Genomic DNA, 17,403 nt, shown 5'->3' with positions numbered 1-17,403 from the left:
CCCCCGTGGCCCGTGGCGGCACCAGTGTCCGGCGTGCGGGACGTCGGCCGCTAGAGCTTGTCCCGGCGGATCAGGCCGGTTTCGCGGGGTCTGGCACGCACATCTGCGGCGATCCCGTACCGCCCCACAGCCACCCGGTCGGCCGCAAGCGCCTCGCCGCCCCTGCGTGCGGGCACGCCGAGCCGGTCCGGGCCGGCATCCCCAGGCCCCGCAAGATCACCTCATGGGTCATGCGGCCCCGTGAGGCCCTCGCCGAAAGCCATGGCAAGCGGCGGCTGTTGAAGGGGCGGCTCGCCTACCCGGACATCACCCGGGCCTGCGACCTCGCCCGAGCCTTTGCCGATCTCTGATCGTCGCCGTGCGCCGCGATTCTCAGCTCACGTCCTTCAACCCTCTCGCCCGGCCTTCCTCATCCCAGTGGATCTCCAGGATTCGCTCGACGGCGTCGCGGTTGACGGGCCCGAACACGTGGGGGAACAAAGTGCCCTTGGCGGCTCCGGGCGGCGGGGCGGGAACCGCCTCCTCCCATTCCACCCTGGCGGCGAGACGGCCTTCGTCGAGGAGCAGCACGATCAACGGCCTCGGCGCGGTCCGATAGAAGGTGTTGACGACAGCCAGAGTGGTCTCCTCATCGGGGGAGCAATGGACGAAACCGTCCTCCGCGAGAGAAGCGGGTGCGTAAGGTCGGTCGGGAAGGGCCTTCCAATCACCGAGCGTCACAACGTGATAGATCATGGCCCGGTTATACAGCAGCGGGTACGCCGAAGGCCCTGACCGCCGGACGCCCGGGGCCGTTCACGGTCGGTCATGCCGGAGGGCCGTCGCCTCAGGCCACCCCGGCTTTCGCCGAGACCTGGCGCCTTCGCACGATCGTCCGCTGTTTTTCACGGAACTGTGGCCAGAGTCATTTCAAAGATCCTCAACAATGCTGGGCCACCTCCGGCATCACACGCGTACGACGCGAACCCGCAGCACCTGGGGTGAGCCCGCGTATACGCCGACATCCGGTGCCCCGGCACATGTGCCATCTGAAAACGCGGGGCCTATTCGTCGGCGGCGAAGTGCCGTACGACGGTGTCCGGGCCGGGACTCATGAGGGTCTCGTGGCCGTCCTCGAACCGGACCCGGTAGGGCGGACTCCCGTTCTCTCCCAGGACCTCGATGACCTCCGCCGTCCGGTCGTGCTGACCGACGATCCGCCCGTGCATCAAAATCCTGTCGCCCACACTCGCTTGCATGCCGCATTCTCCATTCCATAGCCGTACCAGCCCACGCGGACGTACCCAGCCCAGCCCCCCGGCATGCCCCACATCACCCGAACGCCGCCAACCAGCCAGCGGCGCGCGTGCGGTGCCCCGGTACTCCTGTCAGCGGCGGAGAAATCCGAAGAGGCCGTCTCCTTACGCCACCATCCGCTTCCGCCTTCGCCTGCGACTCCTCAAGGACGCCTCGGTCTTCTGACGCTCACCTCCTCGGCGTAGGTGCAGATGTCTCAGTCGCCGCCCACGCGATTTGGACTCCCAGCCCTCTCCGCTCGGGGAGACGTCAGGGCCGCACGTCGAACACGCCCACGGCGCGGCCTTCTGCCGCCGCTTAGTCTCCTCCCGCTCCCGCCGCTCGCGCTCCTGTTGGGCGCGGCGATCAAGGTGGCAGTCCTCTTCCCTCGCGTGGAAGGCCCGGTAGTCGTCGGGTTGCGGGAACGACGCGACGACATCCACGAAGCCTGTCAGCGGCCCGGGTCCATTGCTGTTCACGCTGGCGAGCAGAAACAAGCCCGCCGGGCTGGCCCCGCCGTCACCCCGAACCAGCCGGCCCGCCGCCCCCCAGCCGACTGCCCAGGCCGGTCCGCGATCCGTCACTCGCTTCGCCCGTCCCGTCGGCTGAGTGCCGCGGGGGCCTGCATGCCCTCCTGGACGTCGGTGACAGATTCCGCGGCCCGGTCCAGGACCCGCCGGGCAGCCTGGCCATCACCGCGTTAGAGATACAGGTGGGTACTGGCGAGGAGTGCCTGCGACGTGCGGGCACCGAAATCCTTCCCTGCGTTGTTCCTACGGTGCTGGCGTGGCCTCGGAGTATTTCTTGATGAGTTCGTAGGAGCGAATGCGGTCGCGAAGGTCGTAGACGGGTGTGGTCAGCATCAGTTCGTCTGCTCCGGTCTCACCAGCCAGTTGCGTAAGCCGGTCCACGACAGTCTTGGGTGTCCCGACGGCTTGCTGTGCACGGAAGGCGGCCAGCGCCTGTCGCTCCTCGGCCGTGAACGGGTGGGTGGCCGCCTCCGCGGGCGTGGGGAAGGGCATGTCACTCAATCCTTTGAGGAGCCCGGCCTTTACGACGTCCATCGGCCCGACTCGCCACGCAGCTTCTTCTTCCGTCGCGGCACACACCGCCTCCACGCACAGCAGCACCCGAGGTTGCTCGCACCAACGGGACGGGGTGAACGCCGCCCGGTAACGTTCCAGGGCCGCAAAGGTGTTGTCCGGCCGGATGTGGTGTGCGATGGCGATCGGCAGGCCGAGTCCCGCGGCGAGAGCGGCACCTGCGGTGCTGGAGGCCAGCAGCCACGGCTCCGGCAGCGGGCCGAGTGCGACCTCGTCGACCAGAAAGGACAGGATCGCGGCTACGTCGCCTTGGTACTCCGCATCCGTCGCCGGTCCGGCTCCGCGGCGAAGTGCCCGCGCGGTGGCCTCGTCAAAGGTGCCAGGACCGCGGCCGATGCCCAGGTCGATGCGGTCCTGGTGCAAGGCGGCCAGCGTTCCGAACTGCTCCGCCAGCGTGATCGGTGCGTGGTTGGGGGCCAGTACTCCGCCCGAACCGAGACGGATGACCGAGGTCGAAGCGGCAGAGTGCGCGGTCAACACGACTGGTGGGAACGCGCCGATCGCGGGCGAGTGGTGATGCTCGGCGTACCAGATCCGGTGGTAGCCCAGCCGTTCCAGTCCCTGTGCGAAGGCCGCGGTGTCCCGCAGGGTGTCCACGGCTCGGGCGCCCGTTTGGACCATCGCGACTTCCAGCGCTGAAAGAGGTATATCAACCATGTCGTCAGCATAGAGATCATGCGCTCGACAAGGGGAGCAGTGATCCATTTACGTCCGCCCCTGCTGACCTGCCGCCCAACAGCCGCATGGGCCCAGTGCCCGTGTAACGACGAAGGGCCCCCTCCCCCACAGCCGAAGTAGCTGAGGAGAAGGGGCCCTTCGTATCGTGTTGAGCCAGTTCCATGGAAGTCAGCCGCTTGTCATCGAATCGGCGCGAGGGCCGGTTCTTGCCATCCAGCCTTGACGTTGCCGGTCCCGTCCGAACAGCCCCCGTCTTCCCGAGCCGCGGCGACCCCCGCCGACGATGCCCGACCAAGTTGGTGGGCTCGCTGTCTTTCGTCAGGCGCCGAGCGCCCAGAGGAAAGTGGTGGCGCCGGTGAATCCGAGACCGCCGAGGGTGGTTCCAGCGATGGCGGTCCACAGGCGGCCGATGCCGTGCCGGGCGTTGTGGATGCCCGCTGCGCCGAGGGTGACGGCGAGGGCTCCGGCGATGATCGCCCAGGGGAACATGACGTACGCGAACACGACGGAGACGGCGCCGAGGACGAGTGCAGTGGGGCCCAGGGCGACGGCGGGTGTGTCGGTTCGGTCGGGCACGGTCGGCTCAGGCATGATCTGTTCCCTCTTTTTGAACGGGTTCAAATTGTGCGCTGATCGTACCAACAGGTGGGTGAGGCGGACTGGTTGGGGTCGGACCGGCCGGGCCCGGGCGTACGGACAAGCCACTACCGGCGAACCGTTCTGCCACCGGCGGCAGCGACAGGCTCCTTGGACCCGGCCCTCGCCCTACATCCCCAGGGAAGAAAAAGACTCAGCTGAAAGACTTCACGTCGGTGATCTTCAGAACCGCCAGATGGTCGGCGCTGGTCTTCACGCACAGGGTGTCGCCCTTGACCAGGAGGGCGCTCTCGCCGTTGAGATCAACAGCATCGAAGGGGCCGGTCAGTTCGTGGTCGACGAGCCCCTTCTAGCACTGCGCGGGGGTGGCTCCCTCGGCCTTGCCGAAGTCCCCGTAGTAGAGGGTCAGTCGGTTCGCGGAGGTCGTGAATTCCCCGATGCGGCTGGCCTGGTCCCGGACGGGGATGTCCTTGTCGAGGTCGAGCGCCAGGTTCAGGGGTTCCTCTGCGGTGCCTCCAGTACCGAAGGTGACCGTGTTCGCCTCGACCACCCTCTCGTACTGCGTTGCCGCCTCCTCGCTCGGCTCACCGGCACCGCGGTCCGCCCCGAGCCACCCCAAGCCGTCGGCAACGGCCCAACCGCCGCCCGCCACCACCAGCAGGCCGGCTGCCAGCGCCCCGATGACGACGCCGGGCTTCGGCCCGGACCGCGGCTGCGGGGTCTGCGGAGCGTACGGCCATGGCTGCTGTCCCTGCGCCGCGACGTGCGGTGCCCCATGCGCAGGCGCAGGCGCCGCCTGGGTGGGCGCGTAGGCGGCGTGGGCCTGGGGTGCTTGAGGAGTGGCGGCCTGGGTCGGGATGTACGTCGCCGCGTGCGGGGCCGGAATCGCGGTGTCCTGCGGCTTGCTCATCGTGAACGCGGCGCCCGGCGGTGCGGAAGGCTCCGCAGGCTTCTCCGGCTCCGGCGGGTGCTCCGCCGCAAGCTCGCGCCGCGCGATCTCCTGGGCCAGCGGCGCGGGCAGCCAGCCCCCGAAGTCCCGCAGCGCCCGCCCCGACGCCTGCACGCACCAGTCCGCGAGGGCACCCGGCAGGGGCGGCCTTGAGGCAGGCCTCCAGGAGCGGGCGCAGGGCGTCCGGGTAGCCGCTCAGATCCGGCGGCCGCTGCTCGGTGTTGGCGATCGTGGCCGCGATGGAGAAGCCCGAACCGTCACCGTAGGGATGGCGGCCGGTTGCCACCATCGCCGCGATCAGACCGAGCGCGAAGATGTCCGTGGCGGGCGTGACCGTCTGTCCCAACGCGTGCTCGGGGGACATGAATTGGGGAGTGCCGACGAACCCGCCGGTCTGCGTGAGCTGAGTAGTGTCCGTCGCCCGCGCAATGCCGAAGTCGATGACCCACGGGCCCTGCGACCCGAGCAGGATGTTGCTCGGCTTGAGGTCACGGTGGATCACCGACGCCGCGTGCACGATCCCCAACGCATGCGCCACACAACCGATCAGCTGGAACACAGCGGGCAGAGGCAACGGCCCGTAGACGGACAACGCCTCGTCCAGCGGGACCCCGGGCACATATGCGCTGGCGATCCACGGCTCCTCGGACCCCATGTCGTGGTCCACGACCGGCACGATGTGATAGCCGGACACCCGCCGCGCCGCCTGCACCTCCGCCTCGAACCGCGCCCGGAAATCCGGGTTCTGGGCGAACTCCCGCCGGATCAGCTTGAGCGCCACCGGCTGCCCGCCTCGCGTCCGCGTGAAATACACCGCCCCCATGCCGCCCTCACCGATCTTGGCGGCGATGCGGTAGCCGGATATCTCCCGTGGGTCCTCGGGCCCGAGCGGCTTGAGTACATCCTGCCGGCCGTGCGGCACGGGGGTCCCCCCTCAACGCCCGCTGGCCACCACGCCGTTCCTCATCCGCCATCCCGAGAGGGAAGCACCCGTTGAAGCCGATCCGGATCTCGGCTCCACGGTGACCTTCGGCCCCACCGGCCAGGCCATCACCGCAACTACAGCCGCTGCCCGCCCGGAGCCGGCGGGCCCAATGCGAGCCGCGCGACGCGTGGCCAGTCGGCAGCCGGTCTGTTCAGGGGTGCACGTGGGCGGTTGCGCGGCAGGCGGACGCGCAGCGCTCCGGGGGCGATCCGGCACACTACGGGTGTCCGTAGCAGCACGTGTTCGCCGTCGATGCCGGCCGGGACAGTGTCCGTGTCCGCTTCGACGACCACATTCTCCGCGGTGAGCCGCAGGACGTTACCGGAACGGGAGCCGCGTACCATCCGCGCTGCCTGGGCCGTGTTGTCGACCCGCACGCACAGCACGCCGAGCAGGCCTGAGTCCAGCCGCTCCCTGCGCCCGGGGTGGGCCAGGTCGGCGGGTCGCAGGTAGGGGTTGTTGCTGATGAGCAGCGTCTGCAGCCCATCGGCGTGCGTGGCGCCGGCCCGCATCCGCAGCCTGGGCGCGTCCGGGCCGGTGAGGAGGCCGGGCAGCGACTGCAAGGTTGTGTGCACCTTCTCGCCGCGGTAGGCGGGATCGCCGACAACGGCCGCGTACGTTCCGAACGAGGCGTTGTTGACGAACACCCGGTCGGCGGCGAATCCGAGGTCGACGCGGAGTTCGAGGCCGTCTGTGAGCGCATCGAGGCTCGTCGCCGGATCGTCGCGCTCGAGGCCGAGGTCGAGGGCGAAGTGGTTGCGGGTGCCGGCGGGAATCACCAGGAAGGGCAGGTCGTGTCGCGCCGCCACCTCGGCCACCAGGGCCTGGGTGCCGTCTCCGCCCGCTACGGCCAGCAGGTCGGCTCCCTCGGCCACGGCCTGGCGGGCCAGTTCGGCGGCGTCTCGCCCGTCGGCGCCGAGCAGGACGACTCGGGCGCCCGCTGCCCGCGCCTTGTCCGCCAAGCGGAAGCGTTCCACCTTCCCGCCTCCGGAGCGCGGATTCATGAGGATCCAGGGGTGGTGGGGGGCCTCGGCAGGCGCAGGTTCGCGGCGGGAAGAGACGTGTCCCTGTGCCATGGCATTCCGGGCCGCCACGACCGCCAGCATCCAGAGGGCCACGGAACAAAGGGCCGGCCCGAGCATGCCGGAGGCTGCGTACAGGGTCAGGATCGTGACCGGTGCAATCACGGACAGGGCCACTCCCGCCACCCTCACCACACCGGTGTGGGCCAGGGCCCACCACACTCCGACGGCGGCGAGGGCCAGCCCGGCGAGGCCGGCCAGCACCCAGAGCACGCTCCGCAGGCCGGCGGCGACGAGCGCCACGAGCACGCTTGCCAGCAGGGCGAGCAGTGCCAGGCGCGCCCATCCGGCACCCGCTTCACTGCCGGCTGCCGCAGAGCGGCCTCCTGGCTCGCCTGCCGCAGCGCTGTGTCGGCCCATGTGGCGTTCTCCCCCGGAGTCTCGGCTTGGGGTTTTCACCGCGAGTTCATGGCCGGGACCGGGTCTGGATCACAGGTCGTCCGGCCGCACCACACACAGGGCCCAGATGATGAACCCGGACGCAATGATCATCACGATCGACCAGGCCGGGTAGTACGGCAGGGAGAGGAAGTTGGCTACGAGGACGAGTCCGCCGATGATCACCCCGGAGACACGCGCCCACGTCGCGGCGGTGAACAGTCCGAAGCTCACGAGTACGGCGACGGCACCCAGGACGAGGTGGATCCAGCCCCAGCTGGTGAGGTCGAACTCGAAGATGTAGTCGCGTGTCGTGACGAAGACTTCGTCCTCGGCGATCGCCATGATGCCCCGGCAGATGTCGAGGACGCCTGCGATCATGAGCATGACTGCCGCGAATACCGTCAGGCCTCCGGCCCACTGGCTCCTGCCCGTCGCGGTCTGCGGGGTCTGTGTGTGGGTCATGATGCTGCCTCGATTCGCTCTCGTGCGGTGCCCTCAGGGAGCGGAGGTGGACGTGCCGCTGCCTGCCCGTTCCGACGGGCCGGAGCCGCTCAGGACGAGTTCTTTCGCCCGGCGGAACTCCTCGTCCGTTATGTCGCCGCGGGCGCGGATCTCGGACAGCCTGGCGAGTTCGTCGACGCTGTTGGGCCCGCGATGGCCGGCCTTGGCCGTCTCCCGGATGTAGCTGTCGAAGGCTTCCTGCCGGGCGCGCGCCTGCGCCACCTCCCGACGGCCCATGGTCTTGCCTCGGGTGATCACGTAGACGAAGACGCCCAGGAAGGGGAGGACGAGGACGAAGACCAGCCAGCCGGTCTTGCCCCAGCCGCCCAGGGTGTCGTCGCGGAAGATGTCGGTGACGATCCGGAAGAGCAGGACGAACCACGCGATCCACAGGAAGAACATGAACATGGTCCAGAAAACGCTCAGCAGCGGATAGTCGTACGCGAGGTACACCTGCTCACTCATGGCTTACCTCCGTCCCGGGCATTCGCCCGGCAGCCGTTCTGTGCCGTTACCAGCTTGTCTCCGGCAAGGATTCGCGGCCTCACCCGAGGCGGGTGAGGCGGAGGGCCGCGGCCCGTCCGCTCAACGAGTGCCAGGGCGCCTGCCCCGATGGCGATGCCGGTGGGCCACGCTTGCTGTGCGGCCGGCCGGCGCGTGCAGGGTCTCCCCCGGCCAGACCAGCACCAGCACACCCGGCACGAGCGTGGCCGCCGACGTGGCAGTGCGTGGGCGTTCCACCGGGCAAGCGTCCTGCCCGCCGTCTGCCACAGGGTCACCCCCGGCGGGTGATCCGCGCGCACCGCCGGAGCGGTGAGGTGGGTACCTGGAGACGTGCGCCGACACGCCGCGGAAACGGACGAAGAGACGCGACATGAACGATCCAGCGGCTGCCCGTGATGCGGAACCCGGCAGTCTCGGCCGGGCTCCGCATCACGGGTGGCCGGGCCCGGGGCGGTGGGCGGCGGTCTTGGCCGTCGCACGAACGGTGTGCGTCGCGGCGGGCCTTGTGACCGCGTACTACCTGCTGCCCTTGGACGAACGCAGGACAGGCGCCGGCTCGGCCTTGCTCGCGGGCGGCCTGCTGGCGGTCGTCCTGGTCTTCCTGTGGGAGGCGCGGGCCATCGTGCACTCGCCCTATCCCCGTCTGAAGGCCGTTGAGGCCCTGGCTGCCACGCTGGCGCTGTATCTGGTGCTCTTCGCCGGCGCCTACTACCTGTTGGAGCGTTCCACCCCGGGTTCCTTCAGCGAACCGCTGACCAGGACGGACGCCTTGTACTTCACACTGACCACGTTCTCCACCGTCGGATTCGGCGACATCACCGCCCGTTCCCAGACGGGGCGAGTACTGACGATGCTTCAGATGGCCGGCGGCCTGATGCTCGTGGGCGTCGCCGCGCGGGTCCTCGCGGGCGCCGTACGGGCGGGGCTGCGGCGACAGGGCCGTGAGCCGCCGCCGGAGTAGGGGCCTTCGGCACGAGGACAGCGGTCCGGGAGGTTTGCACCATGGTCGCACCGAGCGCAATCAGGGCTTGGCCGTCACCGGCCGAGAGGGCGGCGTACGGCAGGAACGCGCGCACGCGTGCCTCACGTTCGGGCCATGGCCGGCTCGAAGCGGAGACGGAACGGCCCGACCCCGTGGCGGTGATCGAGCGGCAATCGGTCGCGCGGCTGCCCGAGTTGGTGCCCATCCGCTACGGCCGCATGCTCGAGTCCCCGTTCCGCTTCTACCGGGGCGCGGCAGCGATCATGGCGGCGGACCTCGGCCCCCTGCCGGACACCGGCCTGACGGTGCAGCTCTGCGGAGACGCTCACCTGCTCAACTTCCGACTGCTGGCCTCGCCCGAGCGTCATCTGGTCTTCGACATCAACGACTTCGACGAGACCCTGGCCGGGCCGTTCGAATGGGACGTCAAGCGGCTGGCGGCCAGCTTCGCGATCGCGGGCCGGGCCAACGGCTTCTCGGCCAAGGAACAGAGCGTCGCGGTGGGGGCATGTGTGATGGCATACCGGCAGCGGATGCGGGAGTTCGCCGGCATGCGCACCCTGGACATCTGGTACGCACAGGACGACGCCGACCGCTTGCGGGAACTGCTCGCCTCGTCCATGGACAAGAGGGCCAGGCGCCGCACCGCCGAGGCGACGGCGCGAGCCCGTACGCGCACCCACCTCCAGGCGTTCGCGCAACTCACCCACGTCACGGCCGAGGGGCGGCGGATCGCACCGGACCGACCGCTGGTCACTCCGCTCCGGGATCTGGTGACCGCCCCCGAAGACGAACAGGAACAGCTCGAAACTGTCCTGGACGGGTACGCGCGGACGCTGTCGTCCGAGCACCGGCACCTGTTGCGCCGGTACCACTTGGTCGACATGGCCCGGAAGGTGGTGGGCGTCGGCAGCGTCGGAACGCGCTGCTGGATCCTGCTCCTGCTCGGCAGGGACGACGACGACCCCCTCCTGCTCCAGGCCAAGGAGGCTCAGGAGTCGGTGCTCGCCGATCACACGGACAGCGACCGCTACGACAATCAGGGCCGCCGGGTGGTGGCGGGTCAGCGGCTGATCCAGACCACCAGCGACATCTTCCTGGGCTGGACGCACGTGGTCGGCCTCGACGGGCACGGCCGGGACTTCTACGTTCGTCAGCTGCGGGACTGGAAGGGCATCGCGCGCCCGGACACCATGGACCCGGGCCTGCTCCGCCTGTTCGCGCAGCTGTGCGGGGCATGCCTGGCGCGGGCTCATGCCCGCTCCGGTGACCCCGTCGCCATAGCCGCCTACCTGGGCGGGAGCGACCGCTTCGACCGCGCACTGACCGGATTCGCCCAGGCATACGCCGACCGGAACGAACGGGACTTCGAGGCGCTGCGCGCCGCGGCCCGCTCGGGCAGGATCCACGCCGCGAGCCTCTGACGTCACCCGTCGTCACGCGTCCCGTGTCCGTCGTCACGCCTCCCGCATCGTCGCCCGTCCCGCCCCACGGCGCTCCATGCGCGAACCGGCGTAACACTGCCCTCGTACGACGAGTCACTCCGGCAACTGACGCATCTCCTGGACTCGCAGTCCCAGTGACTGGCAGCGGGCCAGCAGCCCGCACAGGTGCGCCTCGTCGACGACGTACCCGAACAGGACGGTCTGACCGGACATCACTACGTGCTCCAGCTCCGGAAAGGCGCTGATCAGCGGCTCCGACATGTGTCCTTCGACGCGGATCTCGTAGCGCATGAGCAGCTCTCCCGTGGGCAGCCGATTTTCCGGTGTCAATGTGTCAGGAAGATCTTGAACAAGATGATCAGCAGGCCGAGCAGGAGATTCACCGAGGCTGCGACGGCCACCAGGTGCCACGAAGCGCCGGCACGTCGTGCCGCGGCCGCCGACCAGCCCACCTGCCCGGCCACGGCCACCGAGAGCGCGAGCCACAAGGCACCTGGCACATCGAGGCCCAGCAGGGGGCTGACGGCCACGGCGACGGCCGGGGGGACTGCGGCCTTGACGATCGGCCACTCGTCGCGGCACACGTGCAGCACGGTCCGGCGGTCCAGGGTGCGCTCCGCCAGGCGCGCGCCGAACAACTGGGCGTGCACGTGCGCGATCCAGAAGACCACGCCGGTGAGCAACAGCAGCAGCACCAGTTCCAGGCGCGGAAAGGAGCCCAGAGTGCCGGCGCCCACGACCACGGAGGCGGCGAGCATGGATCCGTAGACGCCACCGGTGTAGTCGGCGTGGGCCCGGCGTTCGGCATGGGGCGTCGCTCGGGGCGTGGTGCTCCCCGTACTGGACATCGCGGCCTTCCCTTCCGCTCAGTGCGTCGGGCCGAGCGTGTCGGCCTCAGCACCAGTGTCGGGTTGCTTCGTACGGCTCGTCTGCCCGGTCGGCAGGTGGCGTGTGACCAGGAAGCTGGCGAGAGTGACACCCCCCGTGGCGAGGATCGCCGCCTTCAGGCCGTCCAGCTGCGCCGACGCGTAGGAGTCTGCAACGGCGTCGACCTCGGACGGCGGCAGCCCTGCGCGCTCGGCCGCCGAGCGCACCCGCTCGGTGGGAACGAAGCTGACCCCGGATTCGAGGGCCACACTGGTTTGCCGGCGTGCTTCGTCCGACAGCCGCGGGTTGTCCTCCACGTGCGTGGTGAAGGCGTGGGCCAGCGCCCCGATGAGCAGCGAACCGATGAGCGCCGTGCCCAGTGCGGAGCCCAGGTTCTGTGCCGTGTACTGCAGCCCGCCGACCTCGCTGCGTTCCTCCTCGCCCACGCTGGACTGGACGACATTGCCCAGCTGCGAGGCGAGCAGGCCCATTCCCACGCCGAGCAGGGCCATGGCGCCGGCGAACTGAGCGTCGTCGATTTCCGGGTCGATGGTGGCCAACAGCCACACGACGGACGCGGCCAGGGTCACCAGGGCCAGCCGGACCACCCGGCGCGGCCCCGCCACGCGTCCCAGCCGGGCGGCACACAGAGAGGCCGCGAGCATGGTGACGGAGACCGGAAGCAGCCTCAGGCCCGTCTGGAACGCGTCGAAACCCTGAACCACCTGCAAATACAGCGGGATGGTGAAGAACAGTCCCAGCAGGATGAGGTTCTGGCTCAGCAACGCCATCAAGCCCGATCGCAGTGCGGGTTTGCGCAGCAAGGACAGGTGCACCAGCGGGGTGGAGCCATGGGCGTCCCGGCGTCGCTCCCAGTGCACGAAGACGGCCAGCACGGCAACCCCGGCGCCGATGACGAACAACGTCGGCGCGAAGCCCAGCACCGTGAAGGGCGGATTGCGGGGCTGTACCCATCCCCAGGTGCTGCTCTGCAGCACACCGAACACGCCCAGCCCCAGACCGGCCGCCGAGAGCACGGCGCCGACGACGTCCAGCCGGGAGCGCGGACCGGTCCGGGGGGCTTCCGTGATGACCCGGTGGAAGCACAGGACGGCCGCGACGACCACGACCTCACCGGCGAAGACCAGCCGCCAGGTCAGGTACGTCGTCACCCAGCCACCCAGCAGCGGGCCGACCGCGATCCCCGCACCGGCCAGTCCGCCGATGACGCCGTAGGCGACGGCCCGGTCCCGCCCGCGGTAGGACTCGGCGACGAGTGCCGCCATGGCCGGCAGCACCATCGCGGCTCCGAGTCCTTCGATGACCGACCAGCCCAGCGCGAGGACCCACAGGGTGGGAGCCACGGCGGTCAGGGCCGACCCCGTGCCGTAGACGACGAGGCCGAGGAAGAAAAGACGCCGTCGTCCGAGGATGTCTCCGAACCTGCCCCCGATGATCATGAAAGCCGCCATGACCAGCGCGTACAGCGTGATGACGGCCTGGACGGCGGTGACCTCCGTGTCGAAGTCCTCGACCAGTTGGCTGATGGAGACGTTCATGACGGACGTGTCCAGGACCATCAGAAACTGGGCCGTCCCCAGGACGATCAGCGCCCGCCAGTGTGCCACGGTGTCCACCTCGCCGAGTCGGCCCGGGACGCCGGTGGGCGTCGGCCGGGCAGCGACCGCCGCCGGCCGGCCGCCGCCTCCATCGCAGCTCAGGAGCCCGTCCGGTGCCTCACCCGCCACGGGCGAGCCTGCTACCGCGCGGCCGGTGACCACGGACCGGCGGAGCCGTGAACAGGTCAGAGCAACCGCAGCTCGCGTGCCCGGCGCACCGCGTCGGGAGTCGACCACGATCAGCCCTGGGGAGAATCTGGGGAGTTTCGACTGGCAGGCCGATCCCCCTGCCTCCCGAGCAGTCCGTCAATGACGGTGCGCCCCTTACTCCCAGCGTCCGGCATGAAGTGGGCGTAGTAACCAAGCGTGACAGCTGGCGAAGAGTGCCCGAATCATCGCGCCAGAGTCACCACGGACTCCCCGGCCTCCAGCATGGTCGAGGCGTAGGTGTGCCGCAGCACATGAAACCTGTCCCTCGGCGCCGCCTGCCACTGCCAAGGTTTTGCCCCTATGGGGCGCGGTGGAATGATGCCAGCGCTCGGCCAGCGCAGGCTTCCAGGTGTTGGTGTTCCACGCAACTACGGCAATGGCGTTGCCGAATCGTGTGGTGAGCAGCAGGGAGTACTTCCTCCGCTGTCCCTCCGGCTTCTCCCACGGGAGCTCCACCTCCACAGGCGGAAGCGCCTCGACATGGCGCTTCAGCTCCTCGGCCACCGAGGAGGGCATATCGACAACGCGGGTCTTCCCTCCCTTCGGAAGAGTGAAGTACCGCCTCCCCTTGAACGACTGGACTTGGCGGCGGACGTGAAGCACGCCTCTCGCGGTAGTCGATGTCCTCCGGGCTCAATCCGAACACCTCGCCCTGACGGAGCCCGCAGCCCAGACCGAGTAGGACGGCTATCCGGCTTCGTGAGCTTATGACGTCGCGGACTCGCAGCGCCGTCTCCAACAGCCAAGCCTCGCGGCACTCCTGATGTGCCTTGGGCCACCGCACGGACTTCGCGTGCATGGGGTTCCTGGCGAGCCGCTTGTCATCGACGGCCGCCTCCAGAATGAAGGACAACTCGGACAGGATGCCGCGCTGGTATTCGACCGAGGAGGCAATAGCCCCCAACTTAGCTATGTACGCACGCAGATCCGCCGCCGTGATGTTCCTGAGCGCAAGTTGGCCCAGATACGGAATGATGTGAAGGCGCGCTCTCCGTTCCTGGTTGTCCTGAGTCTTCGGAACACCCACTCTGCCCGGCGCCCAGTGCTGATCGATGTAGTCGGCCAGCGCGATGGATCCGTCGCGCGGGTCCACGAACTCGCCCCGCTCCTCGTCCGTGGCTGTTCGGCGAAGCCACGCCTTGGCATCCTCCAGGGTGTCGAAGGAGCGGTCCCGGACGCCGGGTATGCCAGCGACCTTGTATCGCTTCCCCTTGCCGTAGCGGGCGGTTCTCTCCCTTTTCCCCGGTGACCGGGTCCTTCTTCTTCTTGATCCAGCGGTCTTCTATGTAGCCGGCCAGGTGAGTCTCCTTTTCGAGGGGTGCAAACGGCGCTCAACGACGTACGGCGCGTCAGGCGCCGAGGCGGCTGGACCGATGCTGCGGAGCTGCGCTCAGCGGGCTGAGTCCCGGGTTGGACCGTGAGCCGGCCTGCTCCTGTTCGCGGACCCAGGCGTCGTACGGCACGGCCCAGCGCCACTACCTCGACCCGACTGCCGCCCGCATCACCGCGTACCTGGAGGAAAAGTGAGCAGGGCCCGCAAGAACCCGCCCGCGCCCGGAGCGTTCTGCAGCGCAACGCAGACCACCCGGCTCTACCCGTTCCGCGACCCAGCCGTGTGGCTGATGTTCTTCGTCGACAAGGAGACCGGCAAGAAGGAGAACCGGAACGGGTGTGGCGCACATGTGAACCGGCTCCTGAACGTGCTCACGCCACGGGCCGAGTACTCCCGCGAGATGTTTCGCGTCATCCCGTGGGAGGCGGCCATCGCTGCCGCAGCCTTCACCGCCGAGTCGACCCCACCGGATGCCGCAGTACCCCAGCACGAGCACAGCGGCCGGCACTCCCCCGCCGCGGTCCACTTGCTTTATGGGACGGCTCGCCCACAGATGGGCGCATTGGGCTTCAATTTAACAATTGATGATGATATTGGCCTGTCCAATGTTCCGCGCTCGAACGGAGAACGCCCCACATGCGCATCCGCAAGCTCCTGACCGTAACCGCCATGGCTGCCGCAGCAGTCCTCGGCAGCATTGGCCCAGCCACCGCCGAGGACGAAGAGAACAGAGGCAGCATCGTTCAAACCGCTTCCGGGAATGACCAGCCAGAGCATGTCGGACATGAAATGCCGAGCTCGTTGCCTGAGCAAAATTCGAGGATTTCCAACCCCGGCGTGAATCGAATCGGGGGCATTTCCGACCAACGCGAGATTCCGGCCGCAGAGAGTCCTGACCAAGACGCAGCCGGAGGCCTACTTAGCAGGCTGATCGGCTGAGCGAATGGCGCGGAGCTCTGACCGGCGCCCGGCGCACCCTTGATGTTTGTGGAGCGCCGACAGGGCCCGCGACGATGCATCGTCAAATGCCAACCACGGCCAAGCTGGCGCCGTCATCGCACGCGGCCTGCGTTCGCCACGCGGGTTGCCGCAGAGTCAGCGGTCGACATAGCCCTCGCGGAGGGGGCCGCCTGTCAGGTCCAGCAGATGGATGACTGAGGCCGCCAACGGTCCCGGGTCAGCGTGCCTGGCGAGGGCTAGATGTCCGTCGAGTAGCTTCTGGCCGAGGACGGCATCAGCGGCTCTCAGGCGTCTGGGCAACCACTTTCCGGCTCCGTTCCAAGCGCGGTAGTGCGCGGTGAGTAGGTGTGCGGCTTCGCGCAGGATGCGGTCTGCGATGACCAGCTTGTTCGTGAGGTTCGGTGTTGGGGCCAGTGTCGGCGAGATCGTCCAAGAGGTCCGTGAGCAGGGCTCGTTGGGCTTCGCATTCGCGACTGGTCAGGGGATCTGGCCCTGCTGCCAACAGGGCCGTCGCCTCCCGGCGAAGTTCCTCGACATGGCCGTCCGGGTCGTAGAGAACGATGGATTCAGCGAAGAGAAAGAGAGCCGTTGCCCGGCGCGTGGTGCGGCTTTCTGCGAAGGCCGTCCGCAGGTCGGCACGGCTGTTGAGGAAGACTTCAGCCAAACGCTCATCGTGACGAAGCACCTCACGACGTCTCGTCCCGTGATCAGGGAGGAGGACCGTGACATCGAGGTCGCTGCTGGGAGTGGACTGGCCTCGTGCAGCGGATCCGCCCAGCACCGCGCCGATCGCCTCTGGATACCGCGCAGCAACAAGTCGGCTGGCTTCACGAACGTCTTCGACTGTCTGCTCGACGCGGTGAATCTCGTCTTCTGCATGGGACTGCGGCTGGGAAGTCATGTCTGGCATCGTTCCAGGTCAGGATCGGACTTCGTCCAGCTTTCGGTGCGAGGATGCTTGCGGGTCAGCTGCCAGGTCAGCTGGTGGCTGAGGCTTGCTCGGCGGCTCGGGCCCGGGTGGTGGCGAGCCGGTAGGACTCGGTGCCGGTCTCGAGGATGTTGCCGCCGAAGGTGAGCCGGTTCACGATGGCCGCGCACAGCCGCGGGTCAGTGAAGGTCTTGGTCCAGCCTCCGAACGATTCGTTCGAGGCGATGGCGACGCTGTTCTTCTCCTACCGCTCGGTCAGAACCTGGAACAGCAGCTCGGCGCCCCGACCGTCCAGTTCCATATAGCCCAATTCATCGATGCATCCTGCGAGCCTCGTCCTCCAAGTCCCACTCCTCGACCACCGCGTTCAGCTCGGCGAGTGACTTGACCTCGGGAACCGGGACCATGTGGTTGCGGCGGAACCAGCCGATCCGTCCCTCGACGCCGCCTTTCTCGTGGGCTCCCTCGATTCCTGGCTGGCAGTAGGCAGCGTCGATACCGTAGTGGGACCGGAATGCGGTCCACCGCTCGTTCTGCACTCGTCGGCGCGAGCCAGCACCCGGGCGACCGCGGCCTTGAGGTTGTCATAGCGGACCTTGCCCATCGGGACTCCGCCCAGCACCCTGAGAGCGTGGACGTGGCCTTCCAGGAACGAGGCTGCGGCTTCTTCCGAGGCTCCGGCCACACCGAATCCAACGCTGCCTTGGCCGTGCGGAATCCCACGCCGTGCTCTCGCATCAACGCCCGGCAGGACATCCCTGCCCGAGCATCACGGCGGATCGCCGCGTACAGATCGACCTTGGACTTCGGTGGCACCATCGCCCCCTCACCATGCAGAGCACTTTGATGCTCCCACCGCAAGCCTGCGGGTGTTGCCAAAACTCAGCGACATCCCCCTCCGGCGAAACCGGGCGTTCCCCGCTCTGAGCGACAAGTGGTGTCAGCTCCCACGTACAAGGCCGTTCTGGTCGCCGCCGATCCCGCACTGCGCGAGGCACTGACCG

19 protein-coding genes and 2 pseudogenes are annotated in these 17,403 nt (G+C 68.5%); 4 read left to right on the top strand and 17 right to left on the bottom strand.

The annotated features are described in order from the left end of the window. Positions 1 to 50: 50 nt before the first annotated feature. The 10 genes and pseudogenes from J7I98_RS42350 to J7I98_RS30055 all read right to left on the bottom strand — a co-directional run bounded on the left by J7I98_RS42350 (position 51) and on the right by J7I98_RS30055 (position 8,016). Positions 51 to 176 carry a hypothetical protein gene (locus tag J7I98_RS42350; RefSeq protein WP_285438101.1) on the bottom strand — a complete coding sequence of 42 codons (126 nt, stop codon included), beginning with the start codon at positions 174 to 176 and terminating at the stop codon, positions 51 to 53. 196 nt (positions 177 to 372) lie between these two features. Then, positions 373 to 735 carry a DUF952 domain-containing protein gene (locus J7I98_RS30090; protein ID WP_214928198.1) on the bottom strand — a complete coding sequence of 121 codons (363 nt, stop codon included), beginning with the start codon at positions 733 to 735 and terminating at the stop codon, positions 373 to 375. 308 nt (positions 736 to 1,043) lie between these two features. Further along, positions 1,044 to 1,238: a DUF1918 domain-containing protein gene (locus tag J7I98_RS30085; protein ID WP_214928197.1), complete on the bottom strand. Its 195-nt coding sequence runs from the start codon at positions 1,236 to 1,238 to the stop codon at positions 1,044 to 1,046. 810 nt (positions 1,239 to 2,048) lie between these two features. Then, complete coding sequence (locus tag J7I98_RS30080; RefSeq protein ID WP_214928196.1) at positions 2,049 to 3,035, bottom strand: LLM class flavin-dependent oxidoreductase; 987 nt, start codon at positions 3,033 to 3,035, stop codon at positions 2,049 to 2,051. Positions 3,036 to 3,374: 339 nt separating this feature from the next. Next, complete coding sequence (locus tag J7I98_RS30075) at positions 3,375 to 3,647, bottom strand: hypothetical protein (RefSeq protein ID WP_251021424.1); 273 nt, start codon at positions 3,645 to 3,647, stop codon at positions 3,375 to 3,377. A gap of 355 nt (positions 3,648 to 4,002) precedes the next feature. Next, on the bottom strand, positions 4,003 to 4,716 hold the full coding sequence (locus J7I98_RS42690) for a hypothetical protein (protein WP_308377998.1): 714 nt from the start codon (positions 4,714 to 4,716) through the stop codon (positions 4,003 to 4,005). A gap of 82 nt (positions 4,717 to 4,798) precedes the next feature. Then, positions 4,799 to 5,425, bottom strand: a pseudogene (locus J7I98_RS42685) (serine/threonine-protein kinase); the annotation flags it as partial. Positions 5,426 to 5,661: 236 nt separating this feature from the next. After that, positions 5,662 to 7,029, bottom strand: a complete 1,368-nt coding sequence (locus J7I98_RS30065; RefSeq protein ID WP_214928194.1) for a diacylglycerol kinase family protein — start codon at positions 7,027 to 7,029, stop codon at positions 5,662 to 5,664. A gap of 69 nt (positions 7,030 to 7,098) precedes the next feature. Continuing rightward, a complete protein-coding gene (locus tag J7I98_RS30060; RefSeq protein WP_214928193.1) occupies positions 7,099 to 7,512 on the bottom strand; it encodes a hypothetical protein in 414 nt (137 codons plus the stop codon). Positions 7,513 to 7,545: 33 nt separating this feature from the next. Next, positions 7,546 to 8,016 carry an SHOCT domain-containing protein gene (locus J7I98_RS30055; RefSeq protein WP_214928192.1) on the bottom strand — a complete coding sequence of 157 codons (471 nt, stop codon included), beginning with the start codon at positions 8,014 to 8,016 and terminating at the stop codon, positions 7,546 to 7,548. Positions 8,017 to 8,425: 409 nt separating this feature from the next. On the opposite strand from J7I98_RS30055, the gene J7I98_RS30050 reads away from it, so the two are divergent. Beyond that, positions 8,426 to 9,016 carry a potassium channel family protein gene (locus J7I98_RS30050; protein WP_214928191.1) on the top strand — a complete coding sequence of 197 codons (591 nt, stop codon included), beginning with the start codon at positions 8,426 to 8,428 and terminating at the stop codon, positions 9,014 to 9,016. Between the two features lie 41 nt (positions 9,017 to 9,057). Beyond that, positions 9,058 to 10,461, top strand: coding sequence for a DUF2252 domain-containing protein (locus J7I98_RS30045; protein ID WP_214928190.1), 1,404 nt, complete (start codon positions 9,058 to 9,060; stop codon positions 10,459 to 10,461). Between the two features lie 114 nt (positions 10,462 to 10,575). On the opposite strand, the gene J7I98_RS30040 is transcribed toward J7I98_RS30045, so the two are convergent. The 4 genes from J7I98_RS30040 to xerC all read right to left on the bottom strand — a co-directional run bounded on the left by J7I98_RS30040 (position 10,576) and on the right by xerC (position 14,205). Continuing rightward, positions 10,576 to 10,773, bottom strand: a complete 198-nt coding sequence (locus tag J7I98_RS30040; protein ID WP_214928189.1) for a hypothetical protein — start codon at positions 10,771 to 10,773, stop codon at positions 10,576 to 10,578. Between the two features lie 35 nt (positions 10,774 to 10,808). Further along, entirely contained in the window at positions 10,809 to 11,330 is a 522-nt protein-coding gene (locus tag J7I98_RS30035; RefSeq protein WP_214928188.1) for a hypothetical protein, read from the bottom strand. Between the two features lie 18 nt (positions 11,331 to 11,348). Next, entirely contained in the window at positions 11,349 to 12,977 is a 1,629-nt protein-coding gene (locus tag J7I98_RS30030; protein WP_214928187.1) for an MFS transporter, read from the bottom strand. A gap of 499 nt (positions 12,978 to 13,476) precedes the next feature. After that, positions 13,477 to 14,205, bottom strand: a complete 729-nt coding sequence (gene xerC / locus J7I98_RS41480) for a site-specific integrase (RefSeq protein ID WP_308377997.1) — start codon at positions 14,203 to 14,205, stop codon at positions 13,477 to 13,479. Positions 14,206 to 14,701: 496 nt separating this feature from the next. Here xerC and J7I98_RS30020 point away from each other — a divergent pair, with 496 nt between their 5' ends. Both J7I98_RS30020 and J7I98_RS30015 read left to right on the top strand, forming a co-directional pair. Further along, entirely contained in the window at positions 14,702 to 15,169 is a 468-nt protein-coding gene (locus tag J7I98_RS30020; protein WP_214928186.1) for a hypothetical protein, read from the top strand. Beyond that, positions 15,148 to 15,450: a hypothetical protein gene (locus J7I98_RS30015; RefSeq protein ID WP_214928185.1), complete on the top strand. Its 303-nt coding sequence runs from the start codon at positions 15,148 to 15,150 to the stop codon at positions 15,448 to 15,450. Before J7I98_RS30020 ends, J7I98_RS30015 begins: the two co-directional genes overlap by 22 nt. Before the next feature lie 295 nt (positions 15,451 to 15,745). Here the strand turns inward: J7I98_RS30015 and J7I98_RS30010 are convergent, their stop codons facing one another. The 3 genes and pseudogenes from J7I98_RS30010 to J7I98_RS43030 form a co-directional block, all read right to left on the bottom strand. Continuing rightward, positions 15,746 to 16,372: a nucleotidyltransferase domain-containing protein gene (locus J7I98_RS30010; protein WP_308377994.1), complete on the bottom strand. Its 627-nt coding sequence runs from the start codon at positions 16,370 to 16,372 to the stop codon at positions 15,746 to 15,748. A gap of 76 nt (positions 16,373 to 16,448) precedes the next feature. After that, positions 16,449 to 16,718: pseudogene (locus tag J7I98_RS30005) on the bottom strand (ATP-binding protein); the annotation flags it as partial. Continuing rightward, the gene (locus tag J7I98_RS43030) at positions 16,711 to 16,938 is read right to left on the bottom strand and encodes a hypothetical protein (protein ID WP_374225190.1); all 228 of its coding nucleotides are present in this window, start codon (positions 16,936 to 16,938) and stop codon (positions 16,711 to 16,713) included. The pseudogene J7I98_RS30005 and the gene J7I98_RS43030, both read right to left, overlap by 8 nt. Positions 16,939 to 17,403: the final 465 nt, after the last annotated feature.

The sequence above is a fragment of the Streptomyces sp. ISL-98 genome (genome assembly GCF_018614055.1).
Lineage (GTDB): Bacteria > Actinomycetota > Actinomycetes > Streptomycetales > Streptomycetaceae > Streptomyces > Streptomyces spiramyceticus.
This window is presented reverse-complemented; position numbering and strand designations above follow the sequence as displayed.

Bases quoted from the DNA above. Each gene is read 5' to 3' on its own strand.
- J7I98_RS30090 (WP_214928198.1), bottom strand. From the start codon at position 735: ATGATCTATCACGTTGTGACGCTCGGTGATTGGAAGGCCCTTCCCGAC.
- J7I98_RS30085 (WP_214928197.1), bottom strand. From the start codon at position 1,238: ATGCAAGCGAGTGTGGGCGACAGGATTTTGATGCACGGGCGGATCGTC.
- J7I98_RS30080 (WP_214928196.1), bottom strand. From the start codon at position 3,035: ATGGTTGATATACCTCTTTCAGCGCTGGAAGTCGCGATGGTCCAAACG.
- J7I98_RS30075 (WP_251021424.1), bottom strand. From the start codon at position 3,647: ATGCCTGAGCCGACCGTGCCCGACCGAACCGACACACCCGCCGTCGCC.
- J7I98_RS30065 (WP_214928194.1), bottom strand. From the start codon at position 7,029: ATGGGCCGACACAGCGCTGCGGCAGGCGAGCCAGGAGGCCGCTCTGCG.
- J7I98_RS30060 (WP_214928193.1), bottom strand. From the start codon at position 7,512: ATGACCCACACACAGACCCCGCAGACCGCGACGGGCAGGAGCCAGTGG.
- J7I98_RS30055 (WP_214928192.1), bottom strand. From the start codon at position 8,016: ATGAGTGAGCAGGTGTACCTCGCGTACGACTATCCGCTGCTGAGCGTT.
- J7I98_RS30050 (WP_214928191.1), top strand. From the start codon at position 8,426: ATGAACGATCCAGCGGCTGCCCGTGATGCGGAACCCGGCAGTCTCGGC.
- J7I98_RS30045 (WP_214928190.1), top strand. From the start codon at position 9,058: ATGGTCGCACCGAGCGCAATCAGGGCTTGGCCGTCACCGGCCGAGAGG.
- J7I98_RS30040 (WP_214928189.1), bottom strand. From the start codon at position 10,773: ATGCGCTACGAGATCCGCGTCGAAGGACACATGTCGGAGCCGCTGATC.
- J7I98_RS30035 (WP_214928188.1), bottom strand. From the start codon at position 11,330: ATGTCCAGTACGGGGAGCACCACGCCCCGAGCGACGCCCCATGCCGAA.
- J7I98_RS30015 (WP_214928185.1), top strand. From the start codon at position 15,148: ATGCGCATCCGCAAGCTCCTGACCGTAACCGCCATGGCTGCCGCAGCA.
- J7I98_RS30010 (WP_308377994.1), bottom strand. From the start codon at position 16,372: ATGACTTCCCAGCCGCAGTCCCATGCAGAAGACGAGATTCACCGCGTC.